This window comes from Massilia sp. UYP11, from assembly GCF_050434805.1.
Classification (GTDB): domain Bacteria; phylum Pseudomonadota; class Gammaproteobacteria; order Burkholderiales; family Burkholderiaceae_D; genus Telluria.
In genome coordinates, this window is sequence record NZ_JBNDJE010000009.1 from 141,761 (window position 1) to 157,039 (window position 15,279).

The following is a 15,279-nucleotide window of genomic DNA, read 5'->3' on the forward strand; positions in this document are numbered from 1 at the left end:
ACTGGACAATCCGTCATTCTAGCATTCGGCGGGAGCGCTGTCCGCCAGTGCCGCGGCGAACCGCCGCAGCGCGTCATGCACCGCGGCGTCGGGCATCGACAGCAGGTTGTCGCCGACGTAGATCTCGATGACAGAGGACGCCGGCAGCGCGCCGTGCACGGCGCGGTTGAACATCCAGATGCCGTGTTCGCGCGCCAGCGCGTCGCGCACCGCCAGCGCGCGTTCGCGCTCCACCGGCAGGTGGATATGCAGCATGTTCGCCTGCGGCGCGGCGGGGTTGACGCGCAGTGCGGGATGCGCGCGCAAGGCCTGGTACAGGAAGCGGGTGCGCTCGAAATACGCGGGCATCGCCGCCAGCCGCGCGTCGAACTGCATGGCCGCCGCCACGACATAGGGCGAGCGGTGGATGACGTTGCCACCCTGGCGCCGCAACCACTCGGCGCAGCAGTCCACGAAGGAGCGGCTGCCGAGCAGCATGGCCCCGCCGAGCCCGCCGATGCCCTTGTACAGCGACACGTACACGGAATCGAAGCCGGCCGCGATCGTGGCCACGCCGCGGCCATAACCGGCCGCCGCCTCCCACAGGCGCGCGCCGTCCATGTGCAGGTGGATGCCGCGGGTGCGGCAGTGGCGCTTGATCGCCTCGAGCTCGTCCCAGTCAGTCAGCTGGCCGCCGATCTCGCGCATCGGTATTTCGAGGCCGACGGCGCCGAGGCGGTCCGGCACCGCGGCCAGGTCGGCATGAAGCCAGGGACGATGACGCTCGCCAACGGACAGCGCCTGGAAATGGTCCAGCAACTGGTAGTTGGAACGTTCGTGCACGAGGATGTGCGAGGTCGGATGCAGGGCCACCAGGCGGCTGCCCCCATTGGCGGCGAACTCGTGCGCCCCGAGGCGCAGCGCCGTGACCTGGGCCATGGTGCCGCTGATGCAGAACACGGCCGCCTCGAAGCCCAGCAGGGCAGCCACCTTGCGTTCGAAGTCCTGGAGCAGTTCGCCGTTGCCGTAGACGTCGTGCGCGACGTCGTGCTTGTCGCACCAGGCCGCCATGGCGGCGAACAGCTCGGCCGGGCGTTGCGGCCGATGGCCGGGAAAGATCGTGTGGCAGCGGCGCTGCAGGTCGGTGTCGGGCACGACGGGCTCCTGGAAGGCGAGCCCGTTACTGTACACCGCCGCCGGCGCGGTTCCAAGGACCGGCTGGCGGATTTTCAGAAGAACATCAGTTCTCGATCAGCGCGCGGCGACCGGGCGCGGCCAGCGCGGTGGTCTCGCGCTCGTCGGCCAGGTGGAAGCGCCGCACCGACTGCGCCAGCGCTTCGGCCTGCTCGTGCATGGCCTGGGCCGCGGCGCTGGCCTCTTCGACCAGGGCCGCGTTCTGCTGGGTCACGGTGTCCATCTCGACCACTGAGCGGTTGATTTCCTCGATGCCTTGGGTCTGCTCCTGGCTGGCGCTGCTGATCTCGGACATGATGTCGGTCACGCGCTGCACGCTGTCCAGCACTTCCTGCATCGTGACGCCGGCCTGGCCGACCAGCTGGCTGCCGGCATCGACTTCGCTGTTGGACGCCTCGATCAAGCTCTTGATTTCCTTGGCGGCGGCCGCCGAGCGCTGGGCCAGGTTGCGCACTTCGCTGGCGACGACCGCGAAGCCGCGGCCCTGTTCACCGGCGCGGGCCGCTTCCACGGCCGCGTTCAGCGCCAGGATATTGGTCTGGAACGCGATGCCGTCGATCACGCTGGTGATGTCGGAGATCTTGCGCGACGCCTGGGAAATCGAATCCATGCGCGCCACCACCTGCGACACCGTGCTGCCGCCTTTCTGGGCGACCTCGGAGGCGCTGCGGGCCAGCTGGTCGGCCTGGCGCGCATTGTCGGCGTTCTGGCGCACGGTCGTGGTCAGCTGGTCCATCGACGAGGCGGTGGTGGCCAGGCTCGCCGCCTGTTCCTCGGTGCGGCTGCACAGGTCCAGGTTGCCGCTCGAAATCTGTTGCGAGGCGGTGGCGATGTGCTCGGCGCCGTCGCGCACCTGGCCGACCACGCTCGACAGGCGTGCGCCGATCTCGTTGATGGCGCCGGTAAGGCGGCCGATCTCGTCGTCGCGGCGCGCCTTGACCTGGGCGGTCAGGTCGCCGTCGGCGATGCGGGTGGCGACCGCCTGCACCTCGGCCAGCGGACGGGTGACGGTGGCGCGCACCAGGAAGTACAGCACGCTGGCCAGCACGGCCAGCGCCAGCAGGCCGAACAGGATGTAGCGGTTGCGCAGTTCGGTGGCGGCGGCGGTGATCTCGTCGCGGTAGGTGCCGCCGGCGATGACCCAGTTCCAGTCCTTCATCTCCGAATAGGCCGCGAACTTTTCGCGCGCGCTGTTCTCGCCCGGATTCTTCCAGTCGTAGTTGATCGTGCCTTCCTTCTTCTCGAGGATTTCCTTGATGAAGGGATGGCCGTCGGCCGACTGGCTGTCGAGGATGTTCTCGCCTTCCTTGCTCGGGTGGACGATCAGGTCGCCATAGGTCTTCGGCGCCGACGACAGCACGTAGAAGTAGCCGGTCTCGCCGACCTTGACGGCGCTGATGCGCTCCTTGAGTGCGGCCACGTCGGGGGTGATGTCGACCCCGACGTAGAGCGCGCCGACGACCTTGCCGGCCGCGTCGCGCACCGGCTCGTACTGGGTAATGAACTGCTTGCCGAACAGCGTGGTCAGGCCCACGTAGTTGCGCCCGGCGCGCAGCGCTTGATAGGCCGGCGAGGCCTTGTCTAGGGCAGTGCCCACCGCGCGCTCGCCGTTCTCCTTCTTGACCGACGTCGTCACGCGCACGAAGTCCTCGCCGGTGACGGCGAAGATGGTGGCGTTGCCGCCGGTGCGTTCTGTGAACGCGTCCGGTGCGCTGAAGTCGAGATTGAGCGGTTTGCCGGCCACGCTCAGGGTCGGCACCTGGCGTCCGCCGATGTCGACGGTGGTCGCTTCGTCCAGCGCGAAGTCGCCCGGCAGGCCGGCGTGGAAGATGCGACCGAAGCTGACCGCCTGGCTGCTGACGGTCCGGTTGAACAGGTCGACGGTGCTGGCGACCCCGTGCAGTTCGTTCCTCACGCTGTCGACGGCGCGCCGCTCGAGCATGCCGGAGGTCAGGACGGTGATGGTCGCGATCAGGGCGGCAATGATGGCGCCGGCAAGCAAAAAGGTGACGACGCTGATGCGCGTCCCAACATTCCAGGTGGCAGTTCTAAATTTGCGGTTGCTCATTGAATGTGCGGAAAAAGTAGAGAGATATTAGACGCGATAATACCCCGCTAAGTTTTCGCACCGCAACAATTAGTGAGTTATGGAATGACTTTGGGTGTCCCTGTAACAACAGCTTGTCGGCTTGCTACGTATTGCTACGGATTGCCTTATGCGGGTGTCATGCGGCCACCGGCGCGTGGGTCTGGAATTGCAGCGCGGCCAGGTTGGCATACACGCCATGCAGCGCGATCAGCTCGGCGTGGGTGCCGGATTCGACGATTCGCCCTTCGTCCAGCACGATGATGCGGTCGGCCCGTTGCACCGTCGCCAGGCGGTGGGCGATGATGATGGTGGTGCGGCCGACCATCGCGGCTTCGAGCGCGCGCTGCACCAGGCGTTCGGATTCGGCGTCGAGCGCGCTGGTGGCTTCGTCCAGCAGCAGCAGCGGCGGGTTCTTGAGCAGGGCGCGCGCGATCGCAATGCGCTGGCGCTGCCCGCCCGACAGGCGCACCCCGCGCTCGCCCAGGAACGACGCATAGCCCTGCGGCAGGCGCTCGATGAAATCGTGGGCCGCGGCCATCCGCGCCGCCGCGATCACCTCGTCGTCGCTGGCGTCCGGGCGGCCATAGCGGATGTTTTCCATGGCGTCGAGCGAGAAGATCACGGTGTCCTGCGGCACGATGCCGACCGCGCCGCGCAGCGTCTGCAGCGCCAGGTCGCGCACGTCGACGCTATCGAGGCGGATGCTGCCCGCCTGCGGATCGTAGAAGCGCAGCAGCAGCTGGAACAGGGTGGTCTTGCCGGCGCCGGAAGGGCCGACCACGGCCACCGTCTCGCCGGGGCGGATGTCGAGCGTCAGGTGCGACAGGGCGGCTTCGTCCAGGCGCGACGGATAGGCGAAGGTCACGTCGTCGAGCGTCACGCGCGCGCCGCCGTCCGTGCCTTCGGTACGTGCAGGCAGCGCCCTGGGCTGCAGCGGATCCTGGATCTCGGAGCGCGCGCCGAGCAGCTCGAGCAGGCGTTCGGTGGCGCCGGCGGCGCGCTGGGCGTCGCCCATCACTTCCGACAGGGCGCCGACCGAGCCGGCCACGATGCCGGCGTACAGGATGAACTGGCCCAGGTCGCCGCCGGTCATGGTTCCTTCGAGCACGGCGTGGGCGCCGAGCCAGAGCACGAACACGATGGCGCCGAACACCAGCACAATGGCCAGCATGGTCAGCGTGGCGCGCGCGCGGATGCGCCGCATCGCGGTGGCGAAGGCGCCTTCGACTTCCCTCGAGAAGCGGCCCGATTCGTGGGCTTCGCGGGTAAACGCCTGCACGGTCGGCATCGCGTTCAGGATCTCGCCGGCCACCGCCGAGGCGTCGGCGATGCGGTCCTGCGAATCGCGCGAGAGCTTGCGCACGCGGCGTCCGAACAGCACGATCGGCAGCACCACCAGCACCAGGAGGCCCAGGATGATGGAGGAAAGGCGCGGGCTGGTCACGAACAGCATCACCAGGCCGCCAAAGAACAGCAGGGTGTTGCGCAGCGCCAGCGAGATGCTGGTGCCGACCACGGTCTGGATCAGCGTGGTGTCGGTGGTCAGGCGCGACAGCACTTCGCCGGTGCGGGTGGTCTCGAAGAATTCGGGGCTCTGGCGCACCACGTGGCCGTAGACGCTGCTCCTGATGTCGGCGGTGACGCGCTCGCCCAGCCAGGAGACCATGTAGAAGCGCGCCGCGGTGGCCACCGCGAGCACCGCGGCCACGCCGAACAGGGCCAGGAAGGTGGCGTTGATGTGTTCCAGGCTGCCGCCTTCGATCGCGGCGCCGGCCGCGCTGGTGGCCGCGCTGGTGCCAGATGCGGCGCCGGCCGCGCCGAAGCCCATGTCGATCATTTGCTTGAAGGCCGCGGGGATCGCCAGGGTGGCGCCGGCGGCGAACAGCAGCGCGACGCCGGCCAGCAGGAACTGGCGGCGGTAGGGACGCAGGAAGGGGCCGAGGCCCCTGAGGGTGGCCAGGCTGCTCTTGCTGGATGGCTCTGGGTCGGTCTTGCCGGTGTTACGGACGGTCATCGTGTTCTGGCGTGTCGGTCATTTTGTGTCGGTTGTTCTTGTTGCCGATGTCTGGTCAAAGCTTCATGGGCTGCACATAGCCGGTCATCTCGAGGTAGCCGCGGCCCACCCGGCGGCCGTTCTGCTGGATCGTGACCGCGCCCTCCCAGTACACGGCGCCGGTCGAGCGGCGCGAGTCGAGTTCCTGGTCTTGCTGCAGCGGCACCACCTGCCAGCTCTGGCCGCCCGTGGTGATCGTGGTCGCGATCGGATACGTGGCGCCGGTGCGCGGCGACTTCCAGTGCGTTTGCGGCGTGAAGGTGATCTGCTCGGGCGCGTAGTGCACCACCTTGCCGGCCTTGTCGCGCCGGGTGGCGTGCGCCCATAGTTTACCACCTTGACGGTCACGGATCTGGAAAGCCATCAGGGCCCCGCCGTCGTCGAGGTTGGCGCCGACCCAATCCCAGCCCACGGCGTCGGGCTGCAGCGCCTCGCTCGACCATTCGTGATCGAGCCATGCGCTGCCGGTCACTTGCGTCGCTGCCATGCCCGCGCGCCCGACCGTGCCGGACACCTCCAGGTGCGGTTCGCTGTAGTAATAGCTCGCGTGTTGGGCGCTGGGTCCCTTGCGCGAATAGCCGCCCTGGCCCTGCACCAGCACCGGCTGGGTCGGGCGCAGGCGCAGTTCGAGCGTGAGCTGGTTGGAGCGGATGGTGACGCGGTAGACGCCGCTTGCGTCGCGGACCATGCGCCAGTCGTCCAGTTTCAGGTCGGTGTTGCCGGGCCGGGCCCAGGCCATGCTGAAACCCTCGCGCGCGCTGCGCTCGTCGTGCACCAGGCGGCCGACCTGGGGATCGGACAGCGCCGCGTGGCCGATCACCAGCTGGCGCGGCGCGAAGTGGCTCGGGTTGGCGTTATCAACGCCGGTGCGGGTGCGAAAGAACGTGACCTGAAAGCCAAGCGGACGCTTGTCGGGCGTCTCGACCCAGCCGGTGACGTACCACCATTCGGTGCGAAATTCCGGATGGGCCCCGTAGTCGCGCGGGAACGTCAGACCGGCGCCGGGCGTGACCGGCGCATAAGCGGGCAACTGGGTCGGCCCCTGCGCATGGGCCGACAGCGACAACAGCGACAACAGCAACAACAAACTCGATACAAGATGCATTACCAATCCTCTCTGACCGCGCGCACCGGACCGCCGGACAATGCCTGGCGTCCCGAGACCAGCGCGGTGGCACATGACGCCGCGACCAGCACCGCGGCCACGCTGCCGAGCAGGGGCCAGGGCAGGTGCAAACCCATGGTCCAGTGAAAGGACTGCGGGTTGATCACGTACACCAGGATCAGGCTGATTACCAGCCCGAGCGCGAAACCGGCGACGACGCCGAGGCTTGTCAGCAGTCCACCCTCGAAGGCGAGCAGCTGCAATATCTGGCGCCGGGTGACGCCGACGTGGCGCAGCATACCGAATTCTCGCGCCCTTGCCAAAGTCTGGGCCGAAAAACTGGCCGCGATGCCCGACAGGCCGATCGCGATCGCGATCGCTTCGAGCAGGTAAGTGACGGCAAAGCTGCGGTCGAAGATCCTGAGGCTCGTGGCGCGGATCTCGCCGGGCCGCATCGGGTTCAGGGATGCTCCGAACGGCAGCGCGCGCAAGCTGCCCTCCAGCGTCGCCGGGTCCACGCCGCGCGCGGCCCACAGGGCGGCGTCGGTGACGTCGCGCTCGCCCGTCAGGCGCCGGTAGTCGTGCAGCTGGATCACCACCGAGCCGGCCTGGTTGGCGTAGTCGCGCCAGACGCCGGCGACGAAGAACTCGGCCTGTGCGCCGCCCAGGGGCAGGGCCAGGCGCTGGCCGACGCGGGCGCCGTACAGGTCGAGCATCGCTTCCGACACCCAGGCCGGACGGGCGCCTGCCGGGATCGCCGCGGTGGCGCCGACCAGGTACAGCAGGCGCGCGGGATCGCTGGCGTCGATGTCGCGGGCGATGACGACGACCGGCGGCCGTTCGGGCGAGAGTGACACGCGCCGGGTGCGCAGGAACTGGACTTTCTCGACCCCGGGCAGGTTCGCCAGGGCCTGCTGCTGCTCGCCGCTCAGGAAGCCGGTGCCGCCGGCATCGACCGTGCGCACGTACAGGTCGGCCGGCAGGATGTGGCCCATCCACTCGTCGACCGACACCCGGAAGCTCGACACCATGATCCCCATCGCCACCATCAGGCTGAAGCTGGCCAGGATGCCGCCCAGGGCAATCGAGGCCTGGCCCGGGGCGTTGGCCAGGCGCGCGAGCGACAGCGCCAGCACCGCCGGGCTGCGCTTGCGCCGCGCGAGCGCGGCGTCGAGCGCGCGGAAGGTGAGCGCCGCGAAGCGCGGCATCAGGCCGATGCCGCCGACCAGCAGCAGGGCGATCGCCAGGTAGCCGAACAGCGGCAGCTCGAACACCGGCGGCGCGAAGGCGAACAGCGCGGCCAGCCCCAGGCACGCGAGCGAGGGCCAGACCCGCGCCAGGCGCGTGAGCGGCGCCTCGTCGGCGCCGGACTTGATGGCCACCGCCGGGCGTGCGCGCGCCGCCTCCCAGGCCGGCGCCAGGCAGCCGAGCAGGGCCACGCCCAGGCCCAGCCCGAAGAATACAAAGGCGGCGCCGGGCGTGAACGCAACCTGCGGGCGGATGCCGGGGAAGTAGCCGGCGCCCAGGTCGCCGCCGAAGAAATGCAGCGCGGCGGCGGCCAGCGCATAGCCGGCGCCGATGCCGAGCAGCGCGCCGAGCACGCCCAGGCTGCCGCCTTCGAGCAGCACCTGGCGCAGCAACTGGCCGCGTTCGAGGCCCAGCACCCGCAGCAGCGCGAACTGGCTGCGCCGCCGCATCACCGACAGCGCCTGGGTCGAAAACACGAGGAAGGCGCCGGTAAACAGTGCCACCAGCGCCAGCACGGTGAGGTTGACGCGGTAGGCGCGGCTCATGTTGGCGGTGCGGCTTTCCTGTTCGGCGTCGTTCGGCTGGCCGACCGTGAAGCGGCCTGGCCAGCGGCGCTCGAGTTCTGCGGCGAGGCCGCGCTGGAAGGCGGCGCGGTCGACGCCGTCGCGCAACTTGAGGTCGACCCGCGACAGCTGGCCCAGCCGGTTGAGCCGCCACTGGGCGGCGCCGATGTCCATCACCGCCAGGCGCTGGCCGGCGCGCGCGCGCTGGACCGGCCCGGCTACGCGCAGGGTCACTACCCCGGTGCCGGTGCGCAGTAGCAGGGCGTCGCCGCGCTGCTTGTTCAGCCAGGCCTCGGCCGCCGGCGACAGGAACAGCGCGTCGTCGGCCAGGATGTCGAGCCGGCGCCCGGCGCCCGTCACCCCGAGCAGGTCGGGAGAGATCGCGCCGGCGCGGAAAGGATCGATGCCGATGACGCGCAGTGGCCCTTCGGCTCCCGGCACGCCGGCCTGGACCTCGAGGATGGGCGAGGCCAGCGCCACCTCGGGATGTTCGGCCAGGAAGGGATAGACGGATTCGTCGAACAGCGGCTCGCGGCCTTGCACCTGGATGTCGGCCTGGCCCGACAAGCTCTTGACCGCGGCCGAGAATTCGTTGAAGGCGGCGGCGTTGATCAGGTGGATGGCGAAGCCCATCGCCACGCCAACGGCGATCGCCGCGATGGCGACCAGCGCCCGCACCGGATGCGCGCGCCACTCGCCGAGCAACAGCCAGCGGGACAGCCGGTTCAGGCCGGGCATTCCACCGCCAGCGTCTCGGCCTGGCGCCGCGCCTTGATCCGCGCCGCCTCGCGGGCGGCCGCGTCGGTTCGCGCCAGGTCTTCCTCCAGCCACCGGCGCTGCAGGCGCAGCTTGTCGCAGCGCTTGCGCAGGGCCAGCGCCGCGCGCCGGGCGCGTTCGGCGTCGCGCTCGTCGAGTAGCGCCCGCTCGGCGCGCTGCTTGTCTATCTCGAGGGCCATGTCGCGCGCACGATCCAGGCGCGCCAGCGTCTCGGGATCGGGCGGCTGCGCGGCGCGCACCGGCAACTCGGCGCCGGCGCGCGGGCAGGGGCGGTCGGCGTAGGTCACGCGGCCGCCCTCAAGACACTTGTAGATGGCGCCGGCGGCGTGCGCCGGGCACAGGATGCAGGCCGTGGCGACGATAAGCAAGCGTAACATGCGCGGCTCCCGGTCATAGAATCTTCCCGGGATTCATGATGCCGAGCGGGTCGAGCGCGGCTTTGATGGCACGCATCATGCCGAGTTCGACCGGCGACTTGTAGCGCACCAGTTCTTCGCGCTTGAGCATGCCGATGCCGTGCTCGGCCGAGATCGAGCCGCCGACCTGCGCAACCAGGTCGTGCACGATGCGGTTGACGGCTTCCTGGTGCGCCAGGAAGGCGTCAATCGCCTCCCCGGCTGGCGCGGCCACGTTGTAGTGCAGGTTGCCGTCGCCCAGGTGGCCGAAGGTGACCGGCCGGCAGCCGGGAAAGGCCTGTTGCAGCGCGGCGTCGGCGCGCGCGATGAAGTCGGGGATGCGCGACACCGCCAGCGAGATGTCGTGCTTGATGTTCTTGCCGGCCGCCGCCTGCGCCGGCGGGATGTGTTCGCGCAGCCGCCACAGATCCATTGCCTGCTGGTGCGAGGTCGCGACCACGGCGTCGCGCGCCGCGCCGGACTCGAGCGCCTCGCCGATGCTCGACTCCAGTAGCGCCTGGGCGTGGGCGTCGGATTCATTGCTCGATAGTTCGACCAGGGCATATTGTGGATGCTGCTGCGCGAACGGCCGCGGCAGCGCGGGAAATTGCGCCGCCACCAGGCCCAGGCAAAAGGCGGACATCAGCTCGAAGCCGGTGAGCGACGCCCCGCAGCGCGCCTGCAGCAGGCCGAGCAGCTCTACGGCCTGGCGCGGCGAGTCGAGGGCGACCAGGGCCGTGAGCGCGGCGCGCGGCGCCGGATACAGCGTCAGCACCGCCGCCGTGATCACGCCCAGCGTGCCCTCGGCGCCGATGAAGAGATCGCGCAGCGCGTAGCCGGTGTTGTCCTTGCGCAGGCCGCGCAAGCCATCCCAGACCTCGCCCTGGGCGTTGACGACTTCCAGGCCCAGGCACAGCGCGCGGGCGTTGCCGTAGCGCAGGACGGCGGTGCCGCCGGCATTGGTCGACAGGTTGCCGCCGATCGTGCAGCTGCCTTCGGCCGCCAACGACAGCGGAAACAGCATCCCGGCGGCGCTGGCCGCCGCCTGCACGTCGGCCAGGATGCAGCCGGCCTCGGCTGTCATGGTGCGGTTCAGGGGATCGATGGCGCGGATGCGGTTCAGGCGCCGCAGCGACAGGACGATGGCGTGGCCCGAGGTGTCCGGAACGCTCCCCATGACGAGGCCGGTGCGGCCGCCTTGCGGGACCAGGGGCACGCGCGCCGCGGCGCAGGCGGCGACGATGGCGGCCACTTGCGCGGTGTCAGAGGGCAGGACCACCGCCCGGCCGCTTCCGCTGTAGCGGCCGCGCCAGTCCGCCATGAAGGGCGCCATCGCCACGGCGTCGGTCACGACGTAAGCGTCGCCGACGATCGCGCGGCAGCGCGCCAGCAGCGCATCGACTCGCGGTTCAGCCATGCGGTACTTTGACCTTGTCCAGCAATTCCTTGGCCAGGCGCTGCGCCTCTTTCTTGTAGGGACGCAGGTAGAGCAGGGCGCAGAAGTAGTACACCACGACCAGCACGATCTCGCCGATGGCCATGTGGCGCGAGGTCGCACTCTGGTCGGCCCAGGCGCGCACGACGCCTTCGGCAAAATAGATCAGGACCAGCATCGACGACCATTGCAGCGTGTACAGGTCGCGCTTGATGACGCCGCGCAGCGGCAACAACAGGGGCAAGGCCTTCAGCGCCAGCAGCCAGCTGCCTGGCTGCAGCGGCGCCACGAAGACTTCCCAGGCGACCAGCCAGCCGATCAGCCAGATCAGGCTGGCGATCGCCCCTACGTGAAAGACTTTTTTCCCTGTTCCCATCAGCGGCTTCCCTGCAGTTTCAGGGCCGCCTCTGCCAGGCGGCGACCGAGCGCAATCGCCAGCGTACGCTCTTCTTCGGTGACGGGGCGCTTGCCATCGACGCCGGCCCAATGGGTCGCGCCGTAGGGGCTGCCGCCGCTGGCGGTGTTCATCAATTCGGGATGGGTATACGGCAGGCCCAGCACCATCATCCCGTGGTGCAGCAAGGGGATCATCATCGACAGCAGGGTCGCCTCCTGGCCGCCGTGCAGGCTGCCGGTGGACGCGAAGACCGCCGCCGGCTTGCCGGACAGCGTACCATTGACCCATTCGGTGGCGGTGCCATCGAGGAAGTATTTCATGCTCGCCGCCATATTGCCGAAGCGCGTAGGCGAGCCCAGCGCCAGGCCGGCGCATTCGCGCAGGTCGTCATGGTCGACGTAGGGCGAGCCCTGGTCGGGAATCCCGGGTGCGGTCGCTTCGGCCACCGACGACACCGGCGGCACGGTGCGCAGCCGGGCCTCGGCCCCCGGCACGCTGTCGACGCCCTGGGCGATCAGCTCGGCCAGCCTGCGCGTGGCGCCATGGCGCGAATAATAGAGGACGAGGATGCTCAGTGGGGTCATGTTCATCCTTGGTATTATAGTGCGCTTTGTTGAAATGACATGCTGGCGACGATGACGAATACGGTGAATCCAACACCATGCTGAACAAGACGGTTGACCGGGCGCCGCATGCCGGCGCCGAGTTCGCGGGGAGCGGCGCCGGGCGCGGCCTGACCTGGCCTGAAGCGCGCGACCTGGTGCGCTTCGCCGCGCGTCGCCTGCGCGAAGAGCGCCTGCCGCAAGTGGCGGGCAGCCTGACGTTCACCACGACGCTGGCCCTGGTGCCTCTGCTCACCATCGTGCTGGCCATTTTTACGATGTTCCCGGCCTTCGGCCAGGTGCGCGGGATGATCGACGCCTGGTTCGTGCAGAACCTGATGCCCAAGGCGATCGCCAGCACCATCAGCGGCAACCTGACCCATTTCGCCGACCAGGCCAAGGGCCTGTCGGCGCTCGGCGGGGTGGCGCTGCTGTTCACCACGGCTGCCACGATGAGCCTGATCGAGCGCGTGTTCAACCAGATCTGGAGCGTGCGCCTGCCGCGTCCGCTGGCCCAGCGCCTGCTGGTCTACTGGGCATTGCTGACGCTGGGGCCGGCGTTGTTCGGCCTGTCGATCAGCTTTACGTCGCAACTGGTGGACGTGACCGGCGGCCTGGAGCAGGACGCCTCCGTACTCGGCACCCTGTTCTTCACCGTGGCCTCGGTGGCGGTGACCACCGCCGGCTATACCCTGCTGTACGTCATGGTGCCGAACTGCAAAGTGGCGTGGCGCGACGCCTTCTGGGGCGCGCTGGCCGCGGCGCTCGCCTTCGAGATCGCCAAGCGCGGCTTCGGCCTGTTCATCCGCCAGTTCCCGACCTACGCCATCATCTACGGCGCGCTGGCGGCGCTGCCCTTGTTCCTGGTGTGGATCTACGTGACCTGGATGATCACGCTGGTCGGCGCGGTATTGACGGCGGCGCTGCCGGTGGTCAAGCACGAGCGCTGGTGGTATCAGCCGGCGCCGGGCGGCGCTTTCGTCGACGCGATGTCGGTGCTCAAGGTGTTGTACGGCAGCGCGAAGCTGAGCGGCAATGCGCTGGTGGCCAGCAGCACGATCCGCGATCACACCCGGATCGGCTACGACGAACTGGGTCGCCTGCTGGACCGCATGGTGGGCGCGGGCTGGGTCGGCCGGGTGCAGGACGACGCCCGGACGCGGGCCGGCTGGCGTTTCAACCGTCGCGGCAACCAGGAGAACTGGGTGCTGCTGGCCGATCCGGCCAGCCTGCGCCTGGCCGACGTCTACCGGTTGTTCGTGTTCGATTGGGCGGCGGCGGAAAGCGCGCAGCGCGAAGACGGCGAACCGGACACGGCGCTGGCGCTCGACGTCGGCGACCTGGCGCGCCGGGTCGAGGACGCGGTCGAGGCGGGGCTGGAACGGACGCTGGCGGCGCACTTCGGCGACCCCGAAGTGGCCGTGGTGGCGGACATCGAGGCGCGCGCCGGCCACTGAGCCTGCCGGCCGGCATGCGCGGCCGTGGCCTGCGCCTGCCGTGGCAACAGCAGCGTCAGCCTGTCGCCTGAACCGGGTGAGCATCTGCGGCCAAGCGCAGCAGGGCGTCGAGGACCGCGTCCGGCGCTTCGCTCATCATCGCGTGGCCGGCGTCCACCCCGACGACCCGGGCGTGCTTGACCGCGCCGGTCAGCGACTGCGCCGCGCGCGGCGGCGTCATCACGTCTTTCCTGCCCTGCACGAACAGCGTCGGGCAGGCCACCGAGGCCGCCGCCTCGCCATTGGCGTAGGCGTTGCAGGCGGCGAAATCCGTATGCAACAGCTGCGGCGCGCCGCGCGCCGCCATGCGCTGCATCAGGCGCCGCGCGGTGTTGTGCACCGAAACGCCCGGACCGGCGCGGGAAGGGCCGGGCAGCCAGGCCGCATGCGACCAGGCGGCGACCATGTCGATCGCCGCGTCCTGCCCGGTGCGCGCGGCTTCGAGCAGCGCGTCCGACACCCGCATCGGAAAGGCGGCGCCCAGCAGCGCCAGGCCGCCCACGCGCTGCGGCGCGCGGTGGGCCGCCTCCAGCGCGATGAGCGCGCCCATGCTGTGCCCGGCCAGCAGCGCGCGGCCGGCGCCGGCCGCGTCGAGCAGGGCGAGCACCCAGGCGGTCATGGTCTCGACCGTGGGCAAGGGTGGGCCGCTGCTGCGGCCGTGTCCCGGCAGGTCCGGCGCCAGCACCGCGTAGCCGCGATGGGCCAGGGCGCGGCTCTGCCAGGCCCAGACGGAGTGATCGTTCTGCGCGCCGTGGATCAGCACGACGGCCGGCAGGCTGGGGTCGAATGCCTTGCCGCCGGTGTGGCAGTAGGCCTGCAGGCCGTGGACGTCGAGCAGCATCTCAGGCCCCCTTGGCGGCCAGCTTCAGGCCGCGCTTGAGGTCGTCGATCAGGTCGTCCGGGTCTTCCAGCCCAACCGACAGGCGCAGCAGGCCTTCGGTGACGCCGCCCGCCGCCAGCTGCGCGGCCGGCACGCGGGCATGGGTGGTCGAGGCCGGATGAAGGACGAGCGACCTGGCGTCGCCCACGTGCGCCAGGTGCGAGAACACCTGCAGGCCGTCGGCGAAGCGGCGGCCCGCCGCGCGGTCGCCCTTCAGTTCGAAGGCGAGGACGGCGCCGCAGCCTTTCGGCAGCAGGCGCCGCGCCAGCGCATGGTCGGGGTGCGATTCCAGTTCCGGGTAGGAGACCGACGCCACCATCGGCTGCGCGGCCAGGAAGGCGGCCACACGGCGCGCGTTGGCGACGTGGCGCTCCATGCGCAGGCCGAGCGTCTCGATGCCCTGCAGGATCGCGAAGGCGTTGTGCGGGCTCATTGCGGCGCCGAAGTCGCGCAGGCCTTCGCGCCGCGCGCGCAGCGCGAAGGCGCCGACGGTCGACGCTTCGCTGAACACCATGCCATGCAGGCGTTCAACCGGCTCGCACAGGGTGGCGAAGCGGCTGCTGCGTTCATGCGCCGCCTGCCAGTCGAAGGTGCCGCCATCGACCAGCAGGCCGCCGATGGCGGTGCCGTGGCCGCACAGGAATTCGGTGGCCGAGTGGAACAGCAGGTCGGCGCCAAGGTCGAAGGGGCGCTGCAGGTAGGGTGTGGCGAAGGTCGCGTCGATCATCAGCGGCAGGTCGTGCGTGTGACCGAGTTCGGCGATCGCCGGGATGTCGAGCACGTCGATGCCGGGGCCGCCCAGCGCTGCGCCGAACAGCAGCCGGGTCGAAGGCCTGATCGCGGCGCGCCAGGCAGCGAGATCGCGCGGATCGACGAAGGTGGTCTCGACGCCGAACCTGCGCAGGGTATGGGCCAGCAGGTCGCGGGGGGGGGGGGGGCGGGGGGGGGGGGGGGGGGGGGGCGCGGGCCGGGCCCCCCCCCCCGCCCCCCCCCCCCCCCCCCCCCCCCCCCCCCCCCCCCCCCCCCCCCCCCCCCCCCCCCCCCCCCCCCCCCCCCCCCCCCCCCC

11 protein-coding genes and 1 pseudogene are annotated in these 15,279 nt (G+C 70.1%); 1 reads left to right on the plus strand and 11 read right to left on the minus strand.

Translation table 11 applies throughout. The features are described from left to right. Positions 1-18 precede the first annotated feature (18 nt). The 9 genes from ABIB38_RS14610 to wrbA all read right to left on the minus strand — a co-directional run bounded on the left by ABIB38_RS14610 (position 19) and on the right by wrbA (position 11,825). Positions 19-1,134, minus strand: a complete 1,116-nt coding sequence (locus tag ABIB38_RS14610) for a threonine aldolase family protein (RefSeq protein WP_429204900.1) — start codon at positions 1,132-1,134, stop codon at positions 19-21. Between the two features lie 85 nt (positions 1,135-1,219). After that, positions 1,220-3,241, minus strand: coding sequence for a methyl-accepting chemotaxis protein (locus tag ABIB38_RS14615; protein ID WP_429204902.1), 2,022 nt, complete (start codon positions 3,239-3,241; stop codon positions 1,220-1,222). Between the two features lie 157 nt (positions 3,242-3,398). Beyond that, positions 3,399-5,276, minus strand: coding sequence for an ABC transporter transmembrane domain-containing protein (locus ABIB38_RS14620; RefSeq protein ID WP_429204904.1), 1,878 nt, complete (start codon positions 5,274-5,276; stop codon positions 3,399-3,401). A 55-nt stretch (positions 5,277-5,331) separates the two neighbouring features. Beyond that, the gene (locus ABIB38_RS14625; protein WP_429204906.1) at positions 5,332-6,420 is read right to left on the minus strand and encodes a lipocalin-like domain-containing protein; all 1,089 of its coding nucleotides are present in this window, start codon (positions 6,418-6,420) and stop codon (positions 5,332-5,334) included. Then, positions 6,420-8,969 carry an FtsX-like permease family protein gene (locus ABIB38_RS14630; RefSeq protein WP_429204907.1) on the minus strand — a complete coding sequence of 850 codons (2,550 nt, stop codon included), beginning with the start codon at positions 8,967-8,969 and terminating at the stop codon, positions 6,420-6,422. The genes ABIB38_RS14625 and ABIB38_RS14630 overlap by 1 nt, the downstream gene beginning before the upstream one ends. Beyond that, positions 8,957-9,385, minus strand: coding sequence for a DUF4124 domain-containing protein (locus ABIB38_RS14635; protein ID WP_429204909.1), 429 nt, complete (start codon positions 9,383-9,385; stop codon positions 8,957-8,959). The genes ABIB38_RS14630 and ABIB38_RS14635 overlap by 13 nt, the downstream gene beginning before the upstream one ends. A gap of 13 nt (positions 9,386-9,398) precedes the next feature. Beyond that, on the minus strand, positions 9,399-10,820 hold the full coding sequence (locus ABIB38_RS14640) for an FAD-binding oxidoreductase (protein WP_429204910.1): 1,422 nt from the start codon (positions 10,818-10,820) through the stop codon (positions 9,399-9,401). After that, on the minus strand, positions 10,813-11,214 hold the full coding sequence (locus tag ABIB38_RS14645) for a DUF2069 domain-containing protein (protein WP_429204911.1): 402 nt from the start codon (positions 11,212-11,214) through the stop codon (positions 10,813-10,815). The genes ABIB38_RS14640 and ABIB38_RS14645 overlap by 8 nt, the downstream gene beginning before the upstream one ends. Then, on the minus strand, positions 11,214-11,825 hold the full coding sequence (gene wrbA / locus ABIB38_RS14650; RefSeq protein WP_429204912.1) for an NAD(P)H:quinone oxidoreductase: 612 nt from the start codon (positions 11,823-11,825) through the stop codon (positions 11,214-11,216). The genes ABIB38_RS14645 and wrbA overlap by 1 nt, the downstream gene beginning before the upstream one ends. Before the next feature lie 71 nt (positions 11,826-11,896). Here wrbA and ABIB38_RS14655 point away from each other — a divergent pair, with 71 nt between their 5' ends. Next, positions 11,897-13,294 carry a YihY family inner membrane protein gene (locus ABIB38_RS14655; RefSeq protein WP_429204913.1) on the plus strand — a complete coding sequence of 466 codons (1,398 nt, stop codon included), beginning with the start codon at positions 11,897-11,899 and terminating at the stop codon, positions 13,292-13,294. A 55-nt stretch (positions 13,295-13,349) separates the two neighbouring features. On the opposite strand, the gene ABIB38_RS14660 is transcribed toward ABIB38_RS14655, so the two are convergent. Together ABIB38_RS14660 and ABIB38_RS14665 are read right to left on the minus strand one after the other, a co-directional pair. Next, positions 13,350-14,174 (minus strand): alpha/beta fold hydrolase, encoded by an 825-nt coding sequence (locus ABIB38_RS14660; protein WP_429204914.1) that lies wholly within the window; start codon positions 14,172-14,174, stop codon positions 13,350-13,352. A 1-nt stretch (position 14,175) separates the two neighbouring features. After that, positions 14,176-15,135: pseudogene (locus ABIB38_RS14665) on the minus strand (PLP-dependent transferase); the annotation flags it as partial. Positions 15,136-15,279 lie beyond the last annotated feature (144 nt).